A 17,286-nucleotide genomic window follows, 5' to 3' on the forward strand; every position below is an offset into this window, starting at 1 on the left:
CAGAGTGGCCAAAAAGATGCAGATTTGGCCAACAGCCATACATCATGACTTTCGGCGCTCCTGCGGCCGACAAAGATAGGGAGAGGCAGATGAACATCGCTCCGGGCAAAACCGAGGTCAGCAATGTCCCGTTCGATCAGGCGCGGGTGGATCGGCTGATGGAAGACGCCGGCATCGACGTGCTCTTCGCCACCTCCAAGCACAACACGCAATATCTGCTCGGCGGCTACAAGTTCATCTTCTTCGCGGCGATGGATGCCATCGGTCACAGCCGCTATTTGCCGATCGTCCTTTACGAGAAGGGCGGGCCGGAACATGCGGCCTATATCGGCAACAAGATGGAAGGCGGCGAACACCAGAACCATCCGTTCTGGACGCCGACCTTGCACGCCGCCTGCTGGGGCACGCTCGATGCCGCCAATCTGGCGGTGGAGCATCTCAAGCAGATCGGCAAGCAAGCCGCCCGCATCGGCATCGAGCCGGCCTTCCTGCCGTCGGATGCCTACACGCTGATCCGCAAGGCGCTGCCGGATGCAAAGCTGATCGACGCGACCGACATGCTGGAGCGTATGCGCGCCATCAAGACCGAGGCGGAACTCGAACAACTACGCATCGCTTCCGAGCTGATCACCGATTCCATGCTGGCGACGATTGGCTGGGCGCGGGAGGGCACCAGCAAGACCGACATCATCGAGCGGCTAAGGCGCGAGGAGACCAATCGCGGCGCGCATTTCGAATACTGCCTGCTGACGCTGGGTTCCAGCCACAACCGCGCCGCGTCCAGCCAGGCCTGGAAGAAGGGCGAGGTGTTGTCGATCGATTCCGGCGGCAACTATCACGGCTATATCGGCGACCTCTGCCGCATGGGCGTGCTTGGCGAGCCGGATGCGGAATTGGAGGATCTTCTGGCTGAAGTTGAAGCCGTGCAGCAGGCGGCCTTTTCCAAGGTCAAGGCCGGCATACTGGGCGGCGACATGATCGCGCATGCCGAGAGCGTTCTGAAGGCATCCAAGGTCGCGGCCTATACGGATTTCTTCGCGCACGGCATGGGGCTGATCACGCATGAGGCGCCGTTCCTGATGACCAATCACCCGGTCGCCTATGAGGGCACCTATGCAGCCAAGCCGCTGGAAAAGAACATGGTGCTGTCGGTCGAGACGACCATGCTTCACCCGACACGCGGCTTCATCAAGCTGGAGGACACGGTGGCCGTCACTGACGCCGGCTATGTGATGTTCGGCGACCGCGGGCGTGGGTGGAACAGGGGCGGGATTTCTTAAGGAGAAGGTCGGCGCTGCCCTCATCCGCCCTTCGGGCACCTTCTCCCCGGTTGCGCTACGCTATGCACATATCTTCCGTAACTGGCGTGAGTGATCGACCTGAGGCTTGATTGCCAGGTGGTTCCCCCAATCCGTCGCTGCTTCGCAGCGCCACCTTTCCCCCCTCCGGAGGGAAAGGAAAGGAGCCTTGCTGGACGAGCGCTGACGGCAAAAAGCTTGGCGCCTTTCCTCTCCCCCGTCGATCGGGGGAGAGGTGGCTCGGCGAAGCCGAGACGGAGTGGGGGTCGACCAGCGCTGGAACGGGGAAAAGGAAACATCATCATTTGCCAGCCGGCAGCAGCCTGAAGTCCGGTAGCTCTCGCAGCGCGAGTTCCGGCCCAGCCGGCGAATAGACAACAAACAGCTGCATCGGCTGGCCGCCGGTGTTGAGCGTCGAATGGAAGCGGCTTTCCGGCACATAGATGGTGCAGCCAGGGCCGACTTTCGCCACCACAGGATTGCCGCTCTCGTCCTCGACCATCTGCTCGCCGTTGCCGGAGATGACGAAGATGATCTCTTCGGCGCCCGGATGGTTGTGGCGGGTGTGGCCTTTGCCCGGCGGCAAGTCGACGACGCCCGCCGGAGAAGCGGGCTGCGCCATTCACTTCCGGCGCGACGGTCAGCGACAGCTTGCCCCAGTCGAAGCCGAAGGCGCTGACATCCTTCGGATAGACGAACACCTTGCTCCTGTCGGCCATTGCTTCATCCCTTCCTTTTCGTGATTGTCTTGAAATCCGCCGTCTGCCTGGCGATCGCCGCCTCGGCCGGCAGCCGTTCCATCGAGCTTGCGCCATAGAAGCCGTGCAGCCCCTCGCAGCGCTCGAGGATATAGCGGGCGTCGTCAGGCATCGAGATCGGCCCGCCATGGCAAAGCAGGATCACGTCCTTGCGCACCGAGCGCGCGGCATCGGCTATGGCGTCGATCTCCTTCACGCAGGCGTCGAGCGTCTTCGCCGAGGTGGCGCCGATCGAGCCGCCGGTCGTGACACCCATATGGGCGACGACGATGTCGGCGCCGGCTTTCGTCATGGCGCGCGCCTCGTCCGGGTTGAAGACATAGGGCGTGGTGAGAAGGTCGAGCTTGTGCGCCTCGGCGATCATGTCGACCTCGAGTCCGAAACCCATGCCGGTCTCCTCGAAACTCTGGCGCATGGTGCCGTCGAACAGGCCAACGGTCGGAAAGTTCTGCACGCCGGAAAAGCCCATCGTCTTCAGCTCGGCGAGAAACAGCGGCATGATGACGAAAGGATCGGTGCCGTTGACGCCGGCCAGCACCGGCGTCTTCTTGACCACCGGCAGCACCTCATAGGCCATTTCCTTGACGATCTCGTTGGCGTTGCCGTAGGCAAGCAGGCCGGCGGCCGAGCCGCGGCCGGCCATGCGATAGCGGCCGGAATTGTAGATGATGATCAGGTCGATGCCGCCGGCTTCCTCGGCCTTGGCCGACAGGCCGGTCCCGGCGCCGCCGCCGATGATCGGCACGCCGTCGGCGATCATCTTGCGGAATTTTTCCAGAATCGTTTTGCGCGGAATGGCAGCCATGCTTGTCTTGTCTCACTTCTTGGCGATGTCGAGGAAGGCCTCCGCCGCGGCCTTGGCGAAGGCGGGGTCGTTGATGTGCAGCGGCAGGCGCGTCACGGTGCGGTTCCCGGTCGGACCGATCGTGCGTTCGATGGCGTCAAACAGCTCGGCGTCGGCTTCTGGATCGAAGAAGGCGCCGCCTTCGATATCGAGCGCCGAGACGCCCTTCTCCGGGATCAGGAAATGGACCGGACCGTCGCATCGGGCGAGGCGGCCGCCGATCCATTCGCCGATCTTGCGGCATTCCTCGGCCGTGGTGCGCATCAGCGTGACATTGGGATTGTGCTCGTAGAAGAGCCGCCCATGATATTTTTCCGGAATGGTCGGCGGCGCCCAGAAGTTCACCATGTCGAGCGCGCCAACCGAGCCGACATAGGGCAATTTCGTGCGCGCAATCGCGCCGAAGCGATCCTCGGTCGCCGGCAGCACCCCGCCGAACAGGAAATCGCACACCTCGGTGGTGGTGATGTCGAGGACGCCGGCGAGCAGGCCGCTGTCGGCGAGCTTCTCCATCGAGCGGCCGCCTGTGCCGGTGGCGTGGAAGACCATACAGTCATAGTCGAGGCGCAATCGGTCGACGATCGCCGTCACACAGGGCGTGGTGACGCCGAACATGGTGAGTCCCAGCGCCGGCTTGCCGGCGGCGGCCGAGGCGGGCTTCGCGGCCATGCCGGCGATCGCCTGGGCGGCATTGTGCAGCACAATGCGGGAGAGCCTGTTCAGTCCCGCCATGTCGGTGACCGACGGCATCATGATGATGTCGGAGATGTCGACGTAAGGCGCGGTATCGCCGGAGGCCAATGTCGAGACCATGATCTTCGGCAGGCCGAGCGGCAGCGCCCGCATGCCGGCGGTGACGATCGAGGTGCCGCCGCCGCCGCCGATGCCGATCACCCCGGCGATGTCGTCACGTGACTGGATGAAATTGGCGAAGGCCGCGCCCATGCCGGCAACGGCGGTGCCGCGATCGTCGATGCCGAGAACAGTGCCGGCTCCCTTGGGATGATGCGCGGCGACCTCGCTGGCAGAGATATCCACCGGGACGGTCGCGCCTCGCGTGCCGATATCGACACGGACGACCGCGCCGCCGGCCTTGGCGACGGCATCGGCCAGGAAGGCGAGTTCCTCGCCTTTGGTGTCGGCGGTGCCGATCACATAGATGCGCTTCATCCGCGGTTCCCCGTCCGGCATGGCCGGCTTTGCCGCCGGCCTTTTTTGCCCCACCCTCAAGCTCCTAGGCTAAAGCCTCGTCGCTGGTGGGGACCCTATTTTTTGCCCCACCCTTAAGCTCCTCGGCAAAGCCTCGTCGCTGGTGGGGACCCGTTATTGACCGGCATTGCGCCATTGCAAATTTTTGAGACGCGCGTATCGTATTGATATGGATGTCTCACGTCAACAAGCCGCCTCCATCGATGACGCCGCACAGGCGCCGGCCGCCGAGAAGGGGCCGCGCGCCCGCACAAAGCGGCTGATGCTGGAAACGGCGACGAGGCTGATGCAATCAGGCATGACCCCTTCGGTCAGCGAGGTCGCGGAGGCGGCAGAGGTGTCGCGCGCCACCGCCTACCGGTATTTCCCGAGCCAGGCGGCGCTGGTGCAGGCCGTGGTCGATGAAGGGCTCGGCCCTATCCTTACCTGGAAGTCGGCATCCGACGATGCCGAGCGGCGCGTGGCAGATCTGTTCGCGACCGCGATGCCGCGCATCGAAGCCTTCGAGGCAACGTTCAAGGCGGCGCTGAAACTGTCCCTCGATCAATGGGCGCAGCGCCAGGCGGGCACGCTGGGATCCGAACCGGCCTTCATTCGCGGTCATCGCGTCGATTTGTTGAAGGATGCGATCGCGCCGCTCAAGGGGCGCTTGAAGCCGCGCCAGCTCGCGCGCCTGGCCCAGGCGCTGTCGCTGATGTTCGGCGTCGAGGTGGTCACGGTGCTGAAGGACATCTGGGGACTGAACAGCGCCGAGATGATGTCGGTCGCGCAGTGGGCGGCAGGCGCGCTGGTGCGCGCCGCAATGGCGGAATCGGAGGCGAAATCTGCAGGAATGGCTGCGGCGCCTGGGGCGACGATCGGATAAATCTGGTTCGACCAGATTGTGGGGACGATTTTGAATGTTAAATGGGGTGAGCTGGCCCTTACAAGGGATCGGCGTATCAAGGAGTAGGAAAAACAAGGGAAAACAGGCAGATGCCATAATGGTGGGCTCGTTCGTCTGCGCCTAGCCTCCCAAGAAAGCGCTTGACGTCAAGCGGGAATTGGTAATACCAGATTTAGGACCGATAAAGCGGATCAAAGTGAAGGCTGCGATCCATTTCCGACAGGGTGGGAGGCCTGGACCGGAGAGGTGCCATCACAGGAGGAACTACCAAGGCCGGCTTCGCCGCCGGCTCGCATGAGACGGTAGAATGCGCACAAGGGAGGAAAACTATGCGCAAGATTATGACCAGCGTGATTGCTGGTATTGGGCTGGCGCTTGCCTGCGGGACATCCGTCCGCGCGCAGGATAAAGAACTCACCATCTTCTGGGCGGAATGGGACCCGGCGAACTATCTGCAGGAACTCGTCAACGACTACACGGCCGAAACCGGCGTGAAGGTCACCGTTCAGACGACGCCGTGGCCCGACTTCCAGACCAAGGCCTTCACCGAGTTCAACGCGCATGGCGATGCCTACGACATGGTCGTCGGCGACTCGCAATGGCTGGGCGCCGGTTCGACGCAAGGCCACTATGTCGACCTGACCGACTTCTTCAACCAGCACAAGCTTGGCGACGTGATGGCGCCCGCGACCATCAAGTATTACGCCGAGTATCCGGGCGGTTCCGGCAAATACTGGGCGATCCCGCTGGAAGGCGACGCGATCGGCTGGTCCTATCGCAAGGACTGGTTCGAGGACCCGAAGGAGAAGGAAGCCTTCAAGGCCAAATACGGCTACGACCTCGCGGTGCCGACGACCTATGCGCAGCTGCGCGACATCGCCGAGTTCTTCCACCGTCCGGACCAGAAGCGGTACGGCGTGGCCATCTACACCGACAATTCCTATGACGCGATGGCGATGGGCGTCGAAAGCGCCATCTTCAGCTATGGCGGCGATCTCGGCGACTACGCGACCTACAAGGTCGACGGCATCACCAACTCCAAGGAAGCCGCCGCCGGCCTCGACATGTACAAGCAACTCTACAAGTTCACGCCTCCGGGCTGGGGCAAGACCTTCTTCGTGGAAGACAACCAGGCGATCACCGGCGGCCTGGCAGCGATGAGCATGAACTTCTTCGCCTTCTTCCCGCCGCTGGTGAACAAGGCCACCAACCCCTATGCCGACGTCACCGGCTTCTTCGCCAATCCGGCCGGCCCGGACGGCAAGCGCTTCGCCGCGCTCGGCGGCCAGGGCATCTCGGTCGTCTCGTATTCGAAGAACAAGGACGAGGCGATGAAGTTCCTCGAGTGGTTCATCAAGGACGAGACCCAGAAGAAGTGGGCCGAGCTCGGCGGCTACACCTGCAGCCAGGCCGTGCTGAAGTCCGAAGCCTTCCAGAACGCGACGCCCTACAACAAGGCGTTCTATGACACGATGTTCATGGTCAAGGACTTCTGGGCAACGCCTGAATACGCCGAAGTGCTCGATCAGCTGAACCAGAACATCTATCCGTTCGTGGTCGGCGGCAAGGGTACCGCCCAGGAGGCGCTCGACAAGACGGCCGCCGACTGGAAGGCGACCTTCACCAAATACAACCGTTACAAGTAAGCATCGCAGTCAGAATGCCGGAGGAGGTTTCCCCCTCCGGCATTCCTGTTTTCAGGAGACAAAGTTGGCTTCGGTAGCCCTTACCAATCTTGATCCAGCGTCCAGGGCCGCCGCTCGCGGCTGGTCCGATCTGACCATCCGCAACCTGTTCATCATCCCGACGCTGGTCTTTCTGATCGTCTTCAATATTTTCCCGCTGATCTATTCGCTCGGCTATTCCTTTACGAACTTCGCCGCGAACCGCAGCGAACCCTGGCAGTTCGTCGGCTTGCAGAACTATCGTGAGCTGCTGAGCGACGATCACATCTGGTCGAACTTCGTCATCACCGCCAAATACGTGATCGTTTCGGTGGCTGGGCAGATGATCGTCGGCTTTGGCCTTGCGCTTCTGCTCAACCGCAGCTTTCCGATGAAGGGCCTGATCACCACGCTGCTGCTGTTGCCGATGATGATGTCCGCGGCGGTCGTCGGCCTGTTCTGGCAATTGCTCTACAGCCCGTCCTGGGGACCGATCAACTATGTCTTCGGCCTTGGCGACTTCGCCTGGCTCTCCAATCCCGACAGCGCGCTCTACGCGGTCGCGATCACCGATATCTGGATGTGGTCGCCTTTCGTCATGCTGCTGTCGCTCGCCGGTCTCTCGGCCGTGCCGCAGCATCTCTACGAGGCGGCCGCGATCGACCGCGCCGGGTGGTGGTACACCTTCACTCGCATCACCTTGCCGCTGGTCTCGCCGATCCTTCTGATCGCGCTGATCTTCCGCACCATGGAAGCCTTCAAGACCTTCGACATCGCCTACACCATGACCACCCAGCCGACCGCCGAGCTGATCGCGATCCGGCTCTACAAGCAGGCCTTCCAGCAGTGGGATACGGGCAAGTCCTGCGCGCTGGCCTACATCGTGCTGATCATGGTGCTGGCGATCACCAACCTCTACGTGAAGTATCTCAACAAGGTGAAGGAGCGCTGACATGGCCGCCGTCCGCACTTCTTCCGAGGTCGCCTTCAATCGCATCGCCATCGCCGCGGTGCTGATCGCGACGCTGATCTTCCTGGCACCGATCTACTGGATCGCCTCGACGGCCTTCAAGCCGAAGGAGCTCGCCGTCAGCGTCCCGCCCACCGTGCTGTTCGAGCCTGAGGTGACGCCGTTCGTGCGGCTCTTCACCAAGCGCGTGCAGATGCAGAAGCCCGTGGATCCGCAAGTCTACGATGCCGCGCCCTGGTGGGAAAAACGCATCTATGACGGCGGCGAGCGGGTGCTGAAGGTCGGCAAGGACGTGCAGCTTTCGCAATATCCCGACCGGTTCATGAACAGCCTGATCGTGGCTGTGATCAGCACGGTGCTGGCTGTGGGCATGGGAACCTTCACCGCCTATGGCTTCTCACGCTTCAAGATCGCGGGCGAGGCGGACCTGCTCTTCTTCATCCTGTCGACCCGCATGCTGCCGCCAGTGGTGGTCGCAATCCCAATGTTCCTGATGTACCGGATGGTCGGCCTCAACGATTCGCATATCGGCCTGATCATCCTCTACGTTGCCTTTAACCTGTCCTTCTCGGTCTGGCTGATGAAGGGCTTCATGGACGAGATCCCGAAGGAGTATGAGGAAGCAGCACTCGTCGACGGCTACACGCGCATGCAGGCCTTCTTCAAGATCGTGCTGCCCGAGGCCGCGACCGGCATCGCGGCGACTGCCGTGTTCTGCTTCATCACTGCCTGGAACGAATACGCCTTTGCGCTGATCATGACCAACCGGCGCGCCCAGACGGCGCCGCCCTTCATCCCCTCGCAGATCGGCTCCGGCCTGCCGGACTGGACGACGATCGCGGCGGGTACCTTCCTGTTCCTGTTGCCGGTCGCAATCTTCACCTTCCTGCTGCGCAACCATCTGCTTCGCGGCGTGACGTTCGGAGCAATCCGCAAATGAGTTTTCGCTCCACCAACGAGAAGTACCTGCTGCCGGCCTCGCAAATCCTAATGGTGCTGGGCATCGTAGCGCTCTGCCAACCATGGAGCCTCGGCCTGCATTCATACGGTGTGACGATCATCCTGATCGGGCTGATCGGCTTCAACATCACGTCCAAGATCGCACCGGAGCAGAGCGAGGAAACCGGCGCCGCGACGCATGAGGGAGCCCGCCAGTGACGCAGATCGAACTTCGCGGCATCGAGAAATTCTTCGGTGCCGTCCAGGTCATCCATAATCTGAACCTGGCCATCGCCGACAACGAGTTCATCGTGCTGCTCGGCCAGTCGGGCTGCGGCAAGACCACGACGCTGCGCGCCGTGGCAGGGCTGGAGACGATCGACCAGGGCGACATCCTGATCGACGGTAAGCCGGTGCAGCACCTCAAGGCGGCCGACCGCGACATCGCCATGGTGTTCCAGTCCTTCTCGCTCTACCCGCATATGACGGTGTTCGAGAACGTCGCCTTTCCGCTGCGTGCAATGCGCATGAGCAGCGGCGAAGTCGACAAGTCCGTGCGCGAGGTCGCCCGGGTCCTGCGCATCACCGATCTGCTCGACAAGAGGCCGTCGGCGCTCTCGGGCGGCGACATGCAGCGCGTGGCCATCGGTCGTGCGCTGGTGCGGCGCCCGAAGGCGATGCTGATGGACGAGCCGATCGGCGCGCTCGACGCCAAGCTGCGCGAGGAGATGCGCGCCGAGATCAAGCGCCTGCACGTCAAGCAAGGGTCGACCACGATCTATGTCACGCACGACCAGATCGAGGCGATGAGCCTCGCCGACCGCATCGTCATCATGCATGAAGGCTTCATCCAGCAGGTCGGAACGCCGGATGAGGTCTATTCGCATCCGGCAAACCTGTTCGTGGCGCAGTTCGTCGGCAGCCCGGTGATGAACATTGCCGAGGTCAATGTCGCGGATCAGGCGGGCACTGCCTCCGTAACCGTCGGCGATGCGCCGGCTGGCTTCGAGTTCCCGCGCCAGCTCCTGTCCAAGCTCAACGGGCATGCAGCCAATGGCGGCCTGACGCTCGGCATCCGCCCGGAGGGCGTACTCGTGCGGCACGATGCGGCGCCCGGCTACATGCCAGTCGAGGCGAGCATCATCGAGCCGCTCGGGTCCTTCGACATTGTCGATCTCAGGCTCGGCTCCACGATGCTGCGCGCCCGCACCAAGGCGGGCTACGTCTCGGGCCCCGGTGAGAAAGTCCATGTCCGCATCGATCCCGAGCAGGCGCACTTTTTCGACACGGCAAGCGGCAAGTCGCTGGGAGTAAGGCTGTAATGGCCCATATCGAACTGAAGAACATCACCAAGAAATACGGCAGCCACACCGCGCTGACGGGTCTGAACCTCGACATAGCCGACGGCGAGTTCTTCGTGCTGCTTGGCGAGACCGGCGCCGGCAAGACGACGACGCTACGCCTGATCGCCGGACTGGATAAGCCGACCGAGGGGCAGGTTCTCATCGACGGCGTCGACGTCGCCGACTGGGGCGCGGCCGAGCGCGACGTCGCGCTGGTGCTGCAGCAATATTCGCTTTATCCGCGCTACACTGTGCGGCAGAACCTCGAATTTCCGCTGAAGCCGAAGATCCGCCGGCTGCCGGATGCCGAGATCAAGGACCGTGTCGCGCGCGCCGCCCGCACGCTCAGGATCGAACATCTGCTCGACCGCAAGACCGACCGGCTTTCCGGCGGCGAGATGCAGCGCGTCTCGATCGGCCGCGCCATCGTGCGCAAGCCGCGCGTGTTCCTGATGGACGAGCCGCTCTCGGCGCTCGACGCCAAGCTGCGCGAAGCGCTGCGCACGGAGTTGAAGAACCTTCAGATGCAACTCGGCGCCACGTTCCTGTTCGTCACGCACGACCAGATCGAGGCCATGTCGATGGGCGACAAGGTCGGCGTGCTCAACCATGGCCGCATCGTGCAGACGGGCACGCCGCATGAGATCTACAACAATCCGCGCGACACCTATGTCGCGAGCTTCGTCGGCTCGCCGCCGATGAACCTCATCGACGGCAGGCTGGTCAATGACCGCGCGGTGATGGCGCCGGTGAATTTCGAACTGCCGCTCACAATTGGCGCCAAGAGCTTTGGCGGGGGCAGGACGAGCGGCGCGGCCGATGGTCGCCCGCTCGTCTTCGGCATCCGTCCGGAGGACGTCTATCTGGAGAGCGGGGCTCCGGTCGAGGCACGCGTGCACGATGTCGAGAACCACGGCGTGGAAAAGATCCTGACGCTCAGGGTCGGCGACACGATGCTGCGGGCCACCGTGCCGGCCAGGACCGACGTGGCTATCGAAGAGCCGGTGCGTTTTGCCTGGAACCCCGACAAGGTGGTGATGTTCGATAAAGGCAGCGGTGTGAGCCTGCGGCACGCCGGATAGAAGTCGGACTTAGCCGGCGACCTTGCTGGCGGCACTGGTGGCCTTCCTGATAAGGCCCAAGCCGGCCGCCGAATAGGCCAGCCCGCTCGCCCTTGCGAGCTTCGGCCCGGCGGGTCTCAGGAGCGTCGGGCGGTTAATTGGCTTCAAGCCGAGCGGCCGTCGAACTCGAACACCTCGATTGCGGTGATATCAACATCGTCGAGGCAGTTGATGTTGATATAGGCGGACCGTTCGTTGCCTTGGCCGACGTCCTCGGCAAAGGGGTGCATGCCGCATGTGCGGCAGAATCGGTGCGCGATTTGAGCCTTGCCGAAGGTGTAGCGGCCGAGGTCGTCGCCCCAGGCGACCAGATTGAGCTTTTCGTGCGGCACGGCCCACAAAAGCGCGCCCTTGCGTGAGCAGATCGAGCAATTGCAGCGCACGGCCATGCCGAGCTCGCCTTCGACCTCGAACGCCACCTTGCCGCAGTGGCAGCTGCCTTTGTACAGCATCAGCATCTTTCCATCGCTGGCAGGGTGCAAAGGCACACTTGCCGGGTTATCTCTTCGCCGGCCAAGACCAGGCCGCACGCTTAAAAGACGTTGCAATTTTGCAAGGCCCGACATCGAAAATGCAATCCATCCGCGACCGTCTTGAAATCATCCTGTCACGTCTTGCCAATCGGGCGGGGGATGAGAAGGTCTATACGAAGCTCTATGCCGAGGCCGCGCGGGCAGCCGCCGATGCGTCCGATGCCCGCCGCAAGGCCGGCGTCAGCCTTGGGCCGCTCGACGGGCGCATCGTTTCGATCAAGGATCTGTTCGACGTCGCCGGCGAACCGACAGCGGCCGGATCGCTGATCCGCGCCAGCGCCGAACCGGCGGCGCGGGACGCAGCGATCGTGCAAAGGCTGCGCCAGGCGGGCGCGGTCGTCCTCGGCAAGACCAACATGACCGAGTTCGCTTTCACCGCGATCGGCGACAATCCGCATCACGGCACACCGGGCAACGCTGCCGATGTCGGCCTGATCCCGGGCGGCTCGTCATCTGGAGCCGGCGTTGCGATCGGCGAGGGCACAAGCGACATCTCGATCGGTTCGGACACCGGCGGCTCGGTGCGCATCCCCGCCTCGCTCAACGGCGTCGTCGGCTTCAAGCCGACGGCGCGGCGCGTGCCTTTGACGGGAGCCTTTCCGCTGTCGATGACGCTGGATTCGATCGGTCCGCTTGCCCGCAGCGTCGCCGATTGCGCGATCGCCGATGCGATCATGGCGGGACAAGAGCCCGCCGGTCCTCAGCCAGGCTCGCTCGCCGGCCTGCGCGTCGGCATTCCACGCGGCGTCTTGTTCGGCGAAACGCAGGCGAAGGTCGCCGAAGCTTTCGAGGCCTGCATCGACAGGATCGGACGAGCCGGCGCCCGCGCCGCCGATTTGTCCATCGACGATCTTATCGCCGAGATGCGCGCAGCAACCAGGCGCGGGACCATCGCGTCCATGGAAGGCGCGGAGGTGCATGCCGATTGGCTGGCGGGCGGCGCCTCGGTGCCGGTCGATCCGCATGTCACCGGGCCATTGTCGCGCGCGCTGGCTGTTCCCGCTTCCGCCTATATCCGCACGATCCGCCGTCGCGGCGAGCTCGCGGCGGCCATGGCGCAACGGCTGGAGACGGTCGATGTTCTGGCATTGCCGACCGTGCCGATGGTCGCGCCGTCCATCTCCGCCATGGCCGGCGACGAAGCTCTGCGCGACAAGACGGAAGGACTGCTCTTGCGCAACACGCAGGTCGCCAACCAGTTCGACCTTTGCGCGATCTCGCTGCCGATGCCCGGCACGAACCTGCCGGCCGGATTGATGCTGGTGGGCAAACACGGGCATGACAGTCATCTGCTGCGCATTGCCGCCGCGGTCGAGGCTTTGCTTGGCCGGTGACTGCGCAGGCCATCAGGATGCAAGTCCGGAAAGGCTGGCCCGCATCTCAGGTCTCCGCCGTCGCGATGCTCGCCGCGGAACTATTCGCCGACCGGAAAACGCCGGCGATAGTGCTCGATAACGTCCGGATTGCGCAGATTGACGGGCAGCTTGCCGGCGAGCACCAGCAGCGCCTCGGCGGCGGCGCCGACGCCCATGCGCATCATCGATTCCTCGGTGATGCCGGCCATATGCGGGGTGACGATGACGTTGTCGAAGCCGAAATAGGGATGGTTCGGCGGCAGCGGTTGGGTCGCAAAAACGTCGAGCGCAGCGCCGCTGATGCGGCCGGCACGTAGGGCCTCGATCAGCGCCTCATCATCCACCACCGGGCCGCGCGAGACATTGATCAGCAGCGTGTTGGGTTTCATGCGGGCAATGCGCTCTCGACTGATGAGGCCGCGCGTTTCCTGCGTCAGCGGGCAGCAGAGCACGATGATGTCGCTCTGCTCGACCAGCGCGTCGATCGACAGGAAGCCGACACGCTCGGGCGCGGGGCGCAGGCTGCGCGTGGTCGCCACGACATTGAGGTCGAAGCCGTGGGCGGCGATGTGGCCGACAGCCTGGCCGACCGCGCCGAGGCCGACGATGCCGATGGTCTTGCCGGCCAGCTCGCTGGTCGAGTTGGCGTGCTCGCGGCCGGCAAGCCAGCCCTTGGCGCGCAGGTCGCGGTCCATCACGCGGAAGCGCCGCAGCAGCGCAAGGGCGGTGAACATCACATGCTCGGCGACCGAGCGGGCGTTGACGGCGGGCACGTTCGCCACCAGCACGCCGGCGGCGGTCGCGGCCTCGACCGGGATCATGTCCAGTCCGGCGCCGTGGCGGATCGCGGCGCGCAGGCTCGAAGCACCCGCAAACAGCTCCGGCGGCAGCGGCGCGCGCACGATGATGATGTCGGCGTCGTGGGCCTCGGTGGTCAGTGTCTTGGCATCGAGCGCGGAAGCGATCGCAAGCCGCCCGGCGCCGGCCAGCATCGCCGTGGCGCGTGGGTGCAGCGGATGCGTCGACAGGATCTTGCGCATGGGGTTCCATTTCCGCATTTGTGCGATGCCAAGCTAAACGTCTGGCTGCAAAATGCTCAAGGGAATTTCGCGGCTTCACGGAAACGGAGAACTGCCCCTGTCTCTGTAGGTTCACGCAGTTTCGGACGATAGGCTACGGCAGAGGTGCCGAACCTGACGGTCCACACCTTCCTGGAATTGCTCAAGCCTTTTCGAGTGCCGCGCTTTTCGGCTCCATTCCGCGGCCTTCGATGATCCCCTTCCAGTAGCTCTCGGCGCCCTGCAAATGGGCATTCATGAGGGCCTGGGCGAGGTTGCCGTCGCGGCGCAACAGCGCTTCGTAGATCTGGATATGCTCGGCATGCGAACGCACCGAGCGTTCGGGATCGTTGAAATAGATCGGCAGGCGCTGCTCGCCCATCAGGTAATAAACGCTGCAGATATTGTGGAAGACGCTGTTCTTGGTCGCGCGCACGATCTCGAGGTGGAACTCGCGGTCCTCCTTGGCGAGGCCTTCGCCGGCGGCGATGCGCTCTTCGGAGGCCTTGAGAATCTCGCGCAGGCGCTCGAAATTCTCCTCGGTGGCGCGCGAGCAGGCAAGCTCGGCCGCCTTGATCTCATGGATCTTGCGCAGCTCGACGGTCTCGTAGATCTGCACCGGATCGAGCGGCAAGCCGGCGCGGGCGAACAGCGCCAGCGCTTCCACGCTCGCCTGCTTGGTGTCGATATAGATGCCGGATTTGGCGCGCCGCACGACGATGCGCATGGCCTCGAGGATGGCCAGCGCCTCGCGAATTTGGCCGCGGCTGACGCCGAAATGTTCCGCCAGCTCTCGCTCCGAGGGCGTGCGGCCGGACTCCTTGTCCGAGTTGGAAAAGAGATAGGCGGCGAGTTCCGCGAGAAGGTTCTTTTCTTTCATCGTCAAATACGTTGCGCGTGCGCCTCCAGGAATCGCTCGGAGATGGTGAATCCCAATCCAGGCTTTTCAGGGATCGCTATCATACCGTCCTTCGCCTCGACAGTCTCCTCGACGAGGTCGTGGATCATCGGGTTGGCGCCGAGCGAATATTCAATGGTGAAGCTGGCGGGTGAGGCGGCACACACATGTAGCCCGGCAAAGAAGCAGGGCGCGCCGGCCCATAGATGCGGCGCGAATCGCAGGTTGAAGGCGCTGGCGATGGTGCCGATCTTCATCGCCTCGCTGATGCCGCCGCAGAAGGCGGGATCCGGCTGGAAGATGTCGGCCGACTTCAGCACAGCCAGATCGCGGAAGGCATAGCGCGTCGCCTCGCTTTCGCCGGTGGCGATCGGCGTCGATCCCGAGGCGCGCACGTCGGCCATGCCCGGCTTGTCGTCGGCGGTCACCGGTTCCTCGAACCAGGCAAGGTCGAGATCGGCGGTGAGGTTGATGAAGCGCTTGGCCTCGGCGACGGTATAGGTGCCGTGCGCGTCGACCATCAGATCGACATCCGGCCCGATCGCCTGCCTTGCGGCGCGCACGCGCGCGGCCGAGACATGCGGGGCGCCGTCCATGGCGCCGATGCGCATCTTCAGCGCCTTGAAGCCGCCCTTGGCGATGTAGGATTGCAACTGCTCGCCGATGGCGTCGGCTGAGGCCCAGCCGCCCGAGGCATAGGCCTGCATGCGCTCGACCTTGCGGCCGCCGAGCAGCCGCCACACCGGCTGCCCCAGCGACTTGCCCAGGATGTCCCAGAGCGCGATGTCGACGGCGCTGATCGCTGCCACACTCATGCCGCGCCGCGCCAGCTGCGGCATGGCATGGCCGGCATGCGCCGCCGTCTCATGCCGCACGCCATTATAGAGCATTTCCCAGATGATGCCGATGTCGGCCGGATCGCAACCGATCAGCTGCGGGCCGATCTCGTGGTTGAGCATATGGACGAGCGCGCCATAGCTGCCGGCGCTGCCGGCGGCGTTCTTGCCCTCGCCCCAGCCGACCAGGCCGTCAGCGGTCTCGATGCGCAGAATGGCGGCGTCGAACGTCGTCACCTGACCGAAGTCGCTGCGATGCTGCTTCGCCACTTCGATCGGGATACGAACCCACCAGGCCTGGACGCTTTTGATGCGCATGTTTTCCCTTCGGCCCCTCCGCCAGCCGGGCGGAAGGGACAGGTTTCTACTTGATCAGCGGCAGCAGCGTTTCGGCGGTGATGCGCATCTGGTCGGTGTAGAATTTTTCCGTGAGCACACTGGAGCCGTGGTCCTGGATGAACTTGAGCTGCTCGGGCGAGATGTCGACCGGATTGCGCTCGACCATCTCCGGATAGGGCGCCGCCGGCGTGCGGTCGACGGGCGCGACGAACTCGTTGGTCAGCGCGCCGTCATAGCCGACTTCCTTCAACGTGCGCACGATCTTCGGCCAGTCGATCTGGCCAAGGCCGGCTGCGAAGCGGTTGTTGTCAGCGACATGGAAATCGAACAGGCGCTTTCCGACCTGACGGATCGCGTCATAGACGTTAAATTCCTCCATGTGGATATGGTAGGCGTCGAGGCAGACGCCGCATTCGGGGCTCACCGCATCGGCGAGCGCCAGCGCCTGAGCGCCGCGGTTGAAGAGGTAGGTCTCGAAGCGGTTGAGCGGCTCGACGGCGATCCTGACGCCGACCTTCTGGGCATGGCTGAAACATTCGCGCGTGGCATCGACCACCCAGCCCCATTCCTCCGCCTCGGTGCCGTCTGGAACGACCTTGCCGACGGTCGCCGGCACCAGCGTGATGATCTCGCCATCGAGCTCGCTGACCATGGTGAGCACGTCCTTGACGTATTGGACGGACCGCTCGCGCTGGCCCTGGTCCCTGGCGGCGAGATTGCGCTCGCCGAGCATCAGAGTCACCGAGCCCCAGCAGCGGATGCCGTGCTCCTTCAGGAGCGCGCGCGTCTCCTTGGTCTTGTACTGCTCGGGCTCGCCGGAAATCTCGATCGATTCGTAGCCGAATTTCTTGATGCGCTTGAGCGTCACCTCCAGCGGTTCCGCCCGCATCCAATTGTGAGTCGAAAGATGCATGGTCTATCCTTCCCAGAATTCGCCTGTCACATTCCACCCCGCGACGCCTCCAGTAGAGGCGGGCGTATGATTCCTCCCCAAGGCGTTGCCAGCATTTTCCTCGAAACTGGTTCGACCAATTGGGCCCTCCATGACCTCTACAGCAAATTTTCATGCACGGCAACAACTGGGCGGCTGAAGCTCTGCCCGTCGAGCAATAGTCTGATTTTACGTGGTAATTCCACTTATCTGTTTGCAAGCTCGGCTCGCCTCCGCGGTTTTCGGCCGCTTGACCGAATTCCGGGATTTGGTAATACCAGAATGGCGCAATGCATAGACGCCG

Annotated in this window: 16 protein-coding genes and 1 pseudogene; 9 read left to right on the forward strand and 8 right to left on the reverse strand. The window is 63.5% G+C overall.

What is annotated here, in order from left to right; genetic code table 11:
* The first annotated feature begins 89 nt into the window (after nucleotides 1-89).
* Entirely contained in the window at nucleotides 90-1,280 is a 1,191-nt protein-coding gene (locus tag CK219_RS24505) for a Xaa-Pro peptidase family protein (RefSeq protein WP_095769296.1), read from the forward strand.
* 319 nt (nucleotides 1,281-1,599) lie between these two features.
* On the opposite strand, the pseudogene CK219_RS24510 reads toward CK219_RS24505, so the two are convergent.
* The 3 genes and pseudogenes from CK219_RS24510 to CK219_RS24520 all read right to left on the reverse strand — a co-directional run bounded on the left by CK219_RS24510 (nucleotide 1,600) and on the right by CK219_RS24520 (nucleotide 4,070).
* Nucleotides 1,600-2,017, reverse strand: a pseudogene (locus CK219_RS24510) (cupin domain-containing protein).
* Nucleotides 2,018-2,021: 4 nt separating this feature from the next.
* Complete coding sequence (locus CK219_RS24515) at nucleotides 2,022-2,861, reverse strand: phosphoenolpyruvate hydrolase family protein (RefSeq protein WP_095769192.1); 840 nt, start codon at nucleotides 2,859-2,861, stop codon at nucleotides 2,022-2,024.
* Between the two features lie 12 nt (nucleotides 2,862-2,873).
* Nucleotides 2,874-4,070, reverse strand: coding sequence for a Tm-1-like ATP-binding domain-containing protein (locus CK219_RS24520; RefSeq protein ID WP_095769297.1), 1,197 nt, complete (start codon nucleotides 4,068-4,070; stop codon nucleotides 2,874-2,876).
* A gap of 208 nt (nucleotides 4,071-4,278) precedes the next feature.
* On the opposite strand from CK219_RS24520, the gene CK219_RS24525 reads away from it, so the two are divergent.
* From CK219_RS24525 to CK219_RS24555, 7 genes are all read left to right on the forward strand, one after another.
* Complete coding sequence (locus CK219_RS24525; RefSeq protein WP_095769193.1) at nucleotides 4,279-4,974, forward strand: TetR/AcrR family transcriptional regulator; 696 nt, start codon at nucleotides 4,279-4,281, stop codon at nucleotides 4,972-4,974.
* Between the two features lie 350 nt (nucleotides 4,975-5,324).
* Nucleotides 5,325-6,641 (forward strand): extracellular solute-binding protein, encoded by a 1,317-nt coding sequence (locus tag CK219_RS24530; protein ID WP_095769194.1) that lies wholly within the window; start codon nucleotides 5,325-5,327, stop codon nucleotides 6,639-6,641.
* 64 nt (nucleotides 6,642-6,705) lie between these two features.
* Nucleotides 6,706-7,611 carry a sugar ABC transporter permease gene (locus CK219_RS24535; RefSeq protein ID WP_095769195.1) on the forward strand — a complete coding sequence of 302 codons (906 nt, stop codon included), beginning with the start codon at nucleotides 6,706-6,708 and terminating at the stop codon, nucleotides 7,609-7,611.
* A gap of 1 nt (nucleotide 7,612) precedes the next feature.
* The gene (locus CK219_RS24540) at nucleotides 7,613-8,569 is read left to right on the forward strand and encodes a carbohydrate ABC transporter permease (protein ID WP_095769196.1); all 957 of its coding nucleotides are present in this window, start codon (nucleotides 7,613-7,615) and stop codon (nucleotides 8,567-8,569) included.
* Nucleotides 8,566-8,787, forward strand: a complete 222-nt coding sequence (locus tag CK219_RS24545; RefSeq protein WP_095769197.1) for a hypothetical protein — start codon at nucleotides 8,566-8,568, stop codon at nucleotides 8,785-8,787. The genes CK219_RS24540 and CK219_RS24545 overlap by 4 nt, the downstream gene beginning before the upstream one ends.
* Nucleotides 8,784-9,890 (forward strand): ABC transporter ATP-binding protein, encoded by a 1,107-nt coding sequence (locus CK219_RS24550; protein ID WP_095769198.1) that lies wholly within the window; start codon nucleotides 8,784-8,786, stop codon nucleotides 9,888-9,890. The genes CK219_RS24545 and CK219_RS24550 overlap by 4 nt, the downstream gene beginning before the upstream one ends.
* Entirely contained in the window at nucleotides 9,890-10,993 is a 1,104-nt protein-coding gene (locus CK219_RS24555) for an ABC transporter ATP-binding protein (RefSeq protein WP_095769199.1), read from the forward strand. The genes CK219_RS24550 and CK219_RS24555 overlap by 1 nt, the downstream gene beginning before the upstream one ends.
* Nucleotides 10,994-11,136: 143 nt before the next feature.
* Here CK219_RS24555 and CK219_RS24560 read toward each other — a convergent pair whose 3' ends face one another.
* The gene (locus CK219_RS24560) at nucleotides 11,137-11,484 is read right to left on the reverse strand and encodes a GFA family protein (RefSeq protein WP_095769298.1); all 348 of its coding nucleotides are present in this window, start codon (nucleotides 11,482-11,484) and stop codon (nucleotides 11,137-11,139) included.
* Nucleotides 11,485-11,603: 119 nt separating this feature from the next.
* Here CK219_RS24560 and CK219_RS24565 point away from each other — a divergent pair, with 119 nt between their 5' ends.
* A complete protein-coding gene (locus CK219_RS24565; RefSeq protein ID WP_095769200.1) occupies nucleotides 11,604-12,899 on the forward strand; it encodes an amidase in 1,296 nt (431 codons plus the stop codon).
* An 80-nt stretch (nucleotides 12,900-12,979) separates the two neighbouring features.
* Here CK219_RS24565 and CK219_RS24570 read toward each other — a convergent pair whose 3' ends face one another.
* The 4 genes from CK219_RS24570 to CK219_RS24585 all read right to left on the reverse strand — a co-directional run bounded on the left by CK219_RS24570 (nucleotide 12,980) and on the right by CK219_RS24585 (nucleotide 16,964).
* Nucleotides 12,980-13,960, reverse strand: coding sequence for a hydroxyacid dehydrogenase (locus tag CK219_RS24570; RefSeq protein ID WP_095769201.1), 981 nt, complete (start codon nucleotides 13,958-13,960; stop codon nucleotides 12,980-12,982).
* A gap of 181 nt (nucleotides 13,961-14,141) precedes the next feature.
* A complete protein-coding gene (locus CK219_RS24575) occupies nucleotides 14,142-14,858 on the reverse strand; it encodes a FadR/GntR family transcriptional regulator (protein ID WP_095769202.1) in 717 nt (238 codons plus the stop codon).
* A gap of 2 nt (nucleotides 14,859-14,860) precedes the next feature.
* The gene (locus CK219_RS24580; RefSeq protein WP_095769203.1) at nucleotides 14,861-16,030 is read right to left on the reverse strand and encodes a mandelate racemase/muconate lactonizing enzyme family protein; all 1,170 of its coding nucleotides are present in this window, start codon (nucleotides 16,028-16,030) and stop codon (nucleotides 14,861-14,863) included.
* Nucleotides 16,031-16,076: 46 nt separating this feature from the next.
* Nucleotides 16,077-16,964 (reverse strand): sugar phosphate isomerase/epimerase, encoded by an 888-nt coding sequence (locus tag CK219_RS24585; protein ID WP_095769204.1) that lies wholly within the window; start codon nucleotides 16,962-16,964, stop codon nucleotides 16,077-16,079.
* Between the last annotated feature and the right edge of the window lie 322 nt (nucleotides 16,965-17,286).

It is taken from the genome of Mesorhizobium sp. WSM4313 (assembly GCF_002294725.1).
In the GTDB taxonomy this organism is placed as follows: Bacteria; Pseudomonadota; Alphaproteobacteria; order Rhizobiales; family Rhizobiaceae; genus Mesorhizobium.

Coding starts and splice junctions, on each gene's coding strand:
- CK219_RS24505 (WP_095769296.1), top strand. CDS start 90: ATGAACATCGCTCCGGGCAAAACCGAGGTCAGCAATGTCCCGTTCGAT.
- CK219_RS24515 (WP_095769192.1), bottom strand. CDS start 2,861: ATGGCTGCCATTCCGCGCAAAACGATTCTGGAAAAATTCCGCAAGATG.
- CK219_RS24520 (WP_095769297.1), bottom strand. CDS start 4,070: ATGAAGCGCATCTATGTGATCGGCACCGCCGACACCAAAGGCGAGGAA.
- CK219_RS24525 (WP_095769193.1), top strand. CDS start 4,279: ATGGATGTCTCACGTCAACAAGCCGCCTCCATCGATGACGCCGCACAG.
- CK219_RS24530 (WP_095769194.1), top strand. CDS start 5,325: ATGCGCAAGATTATGACCAGCGTGATTGCTGGTATTGGGCTGGCGCTT.
- CK219_RS24540 (WP_095769196.1), top strand. CDS start 7,613: ATGGCCGCCGTCCGCACTTCTTCCGAGGTCGCCTTCAATCGCATCGCC.
- CK219_RS24545 (WP_095769197.1), top strand. CDS start 8,566: ATGAGTTTTCGCTCCACCAACGAGAAGTACCTGCTGCCGGCCTCGCAA.
- CK219_RS24555 (WP_095769199.1), top strand. CDS start 9,890: ATGGCCCATATCGAACTGAAGAACATCACCAAGAAATACGGCAGCCAC.
- CK219_RS24560 (WP_095769298.1), bottom strand. CDS start 11,484: ATGCTGTACAAAGGCAGCTGCCACTGCGGCAAGGTGGCGTTCGAGGTC.
- CK219_RS24565 (WP_095769200.1), top strand. CDS start 11,604: ATGCAATCCATCCGCGACCGTCTTGAAATCATCCTGTCACGTCTTGCC.
- CK219_RS24570 (WP_095769201.1), bottom strand. CDS start 13,960: ATGCGCAAGATCCTGTCGACGCATCCGCTGCACCCACGCGCCACGGCG.
- CK219_RS24575 (WP_095769202.1), bottom strand. CDS start 14,858: ATGAAAGAAAAGAACCTTCTCGCGGAACTCGCCGCCTATCTCTTTTCC.
- CK219_RS24580 (WP_095769203.1), bottom strand. CDS start 16,030: ATGCGCATCAAAAGCGTCCAGGCCTGGTGGGTTCGTATCCCGATCGAA.
- CK219_RS24585 (WP_095769204.1), bottom strand. CDS start 16,964: ATGCATCTTTCGACTCACAATTGGATGCGGGCGGAACCGCTGGAGGTG.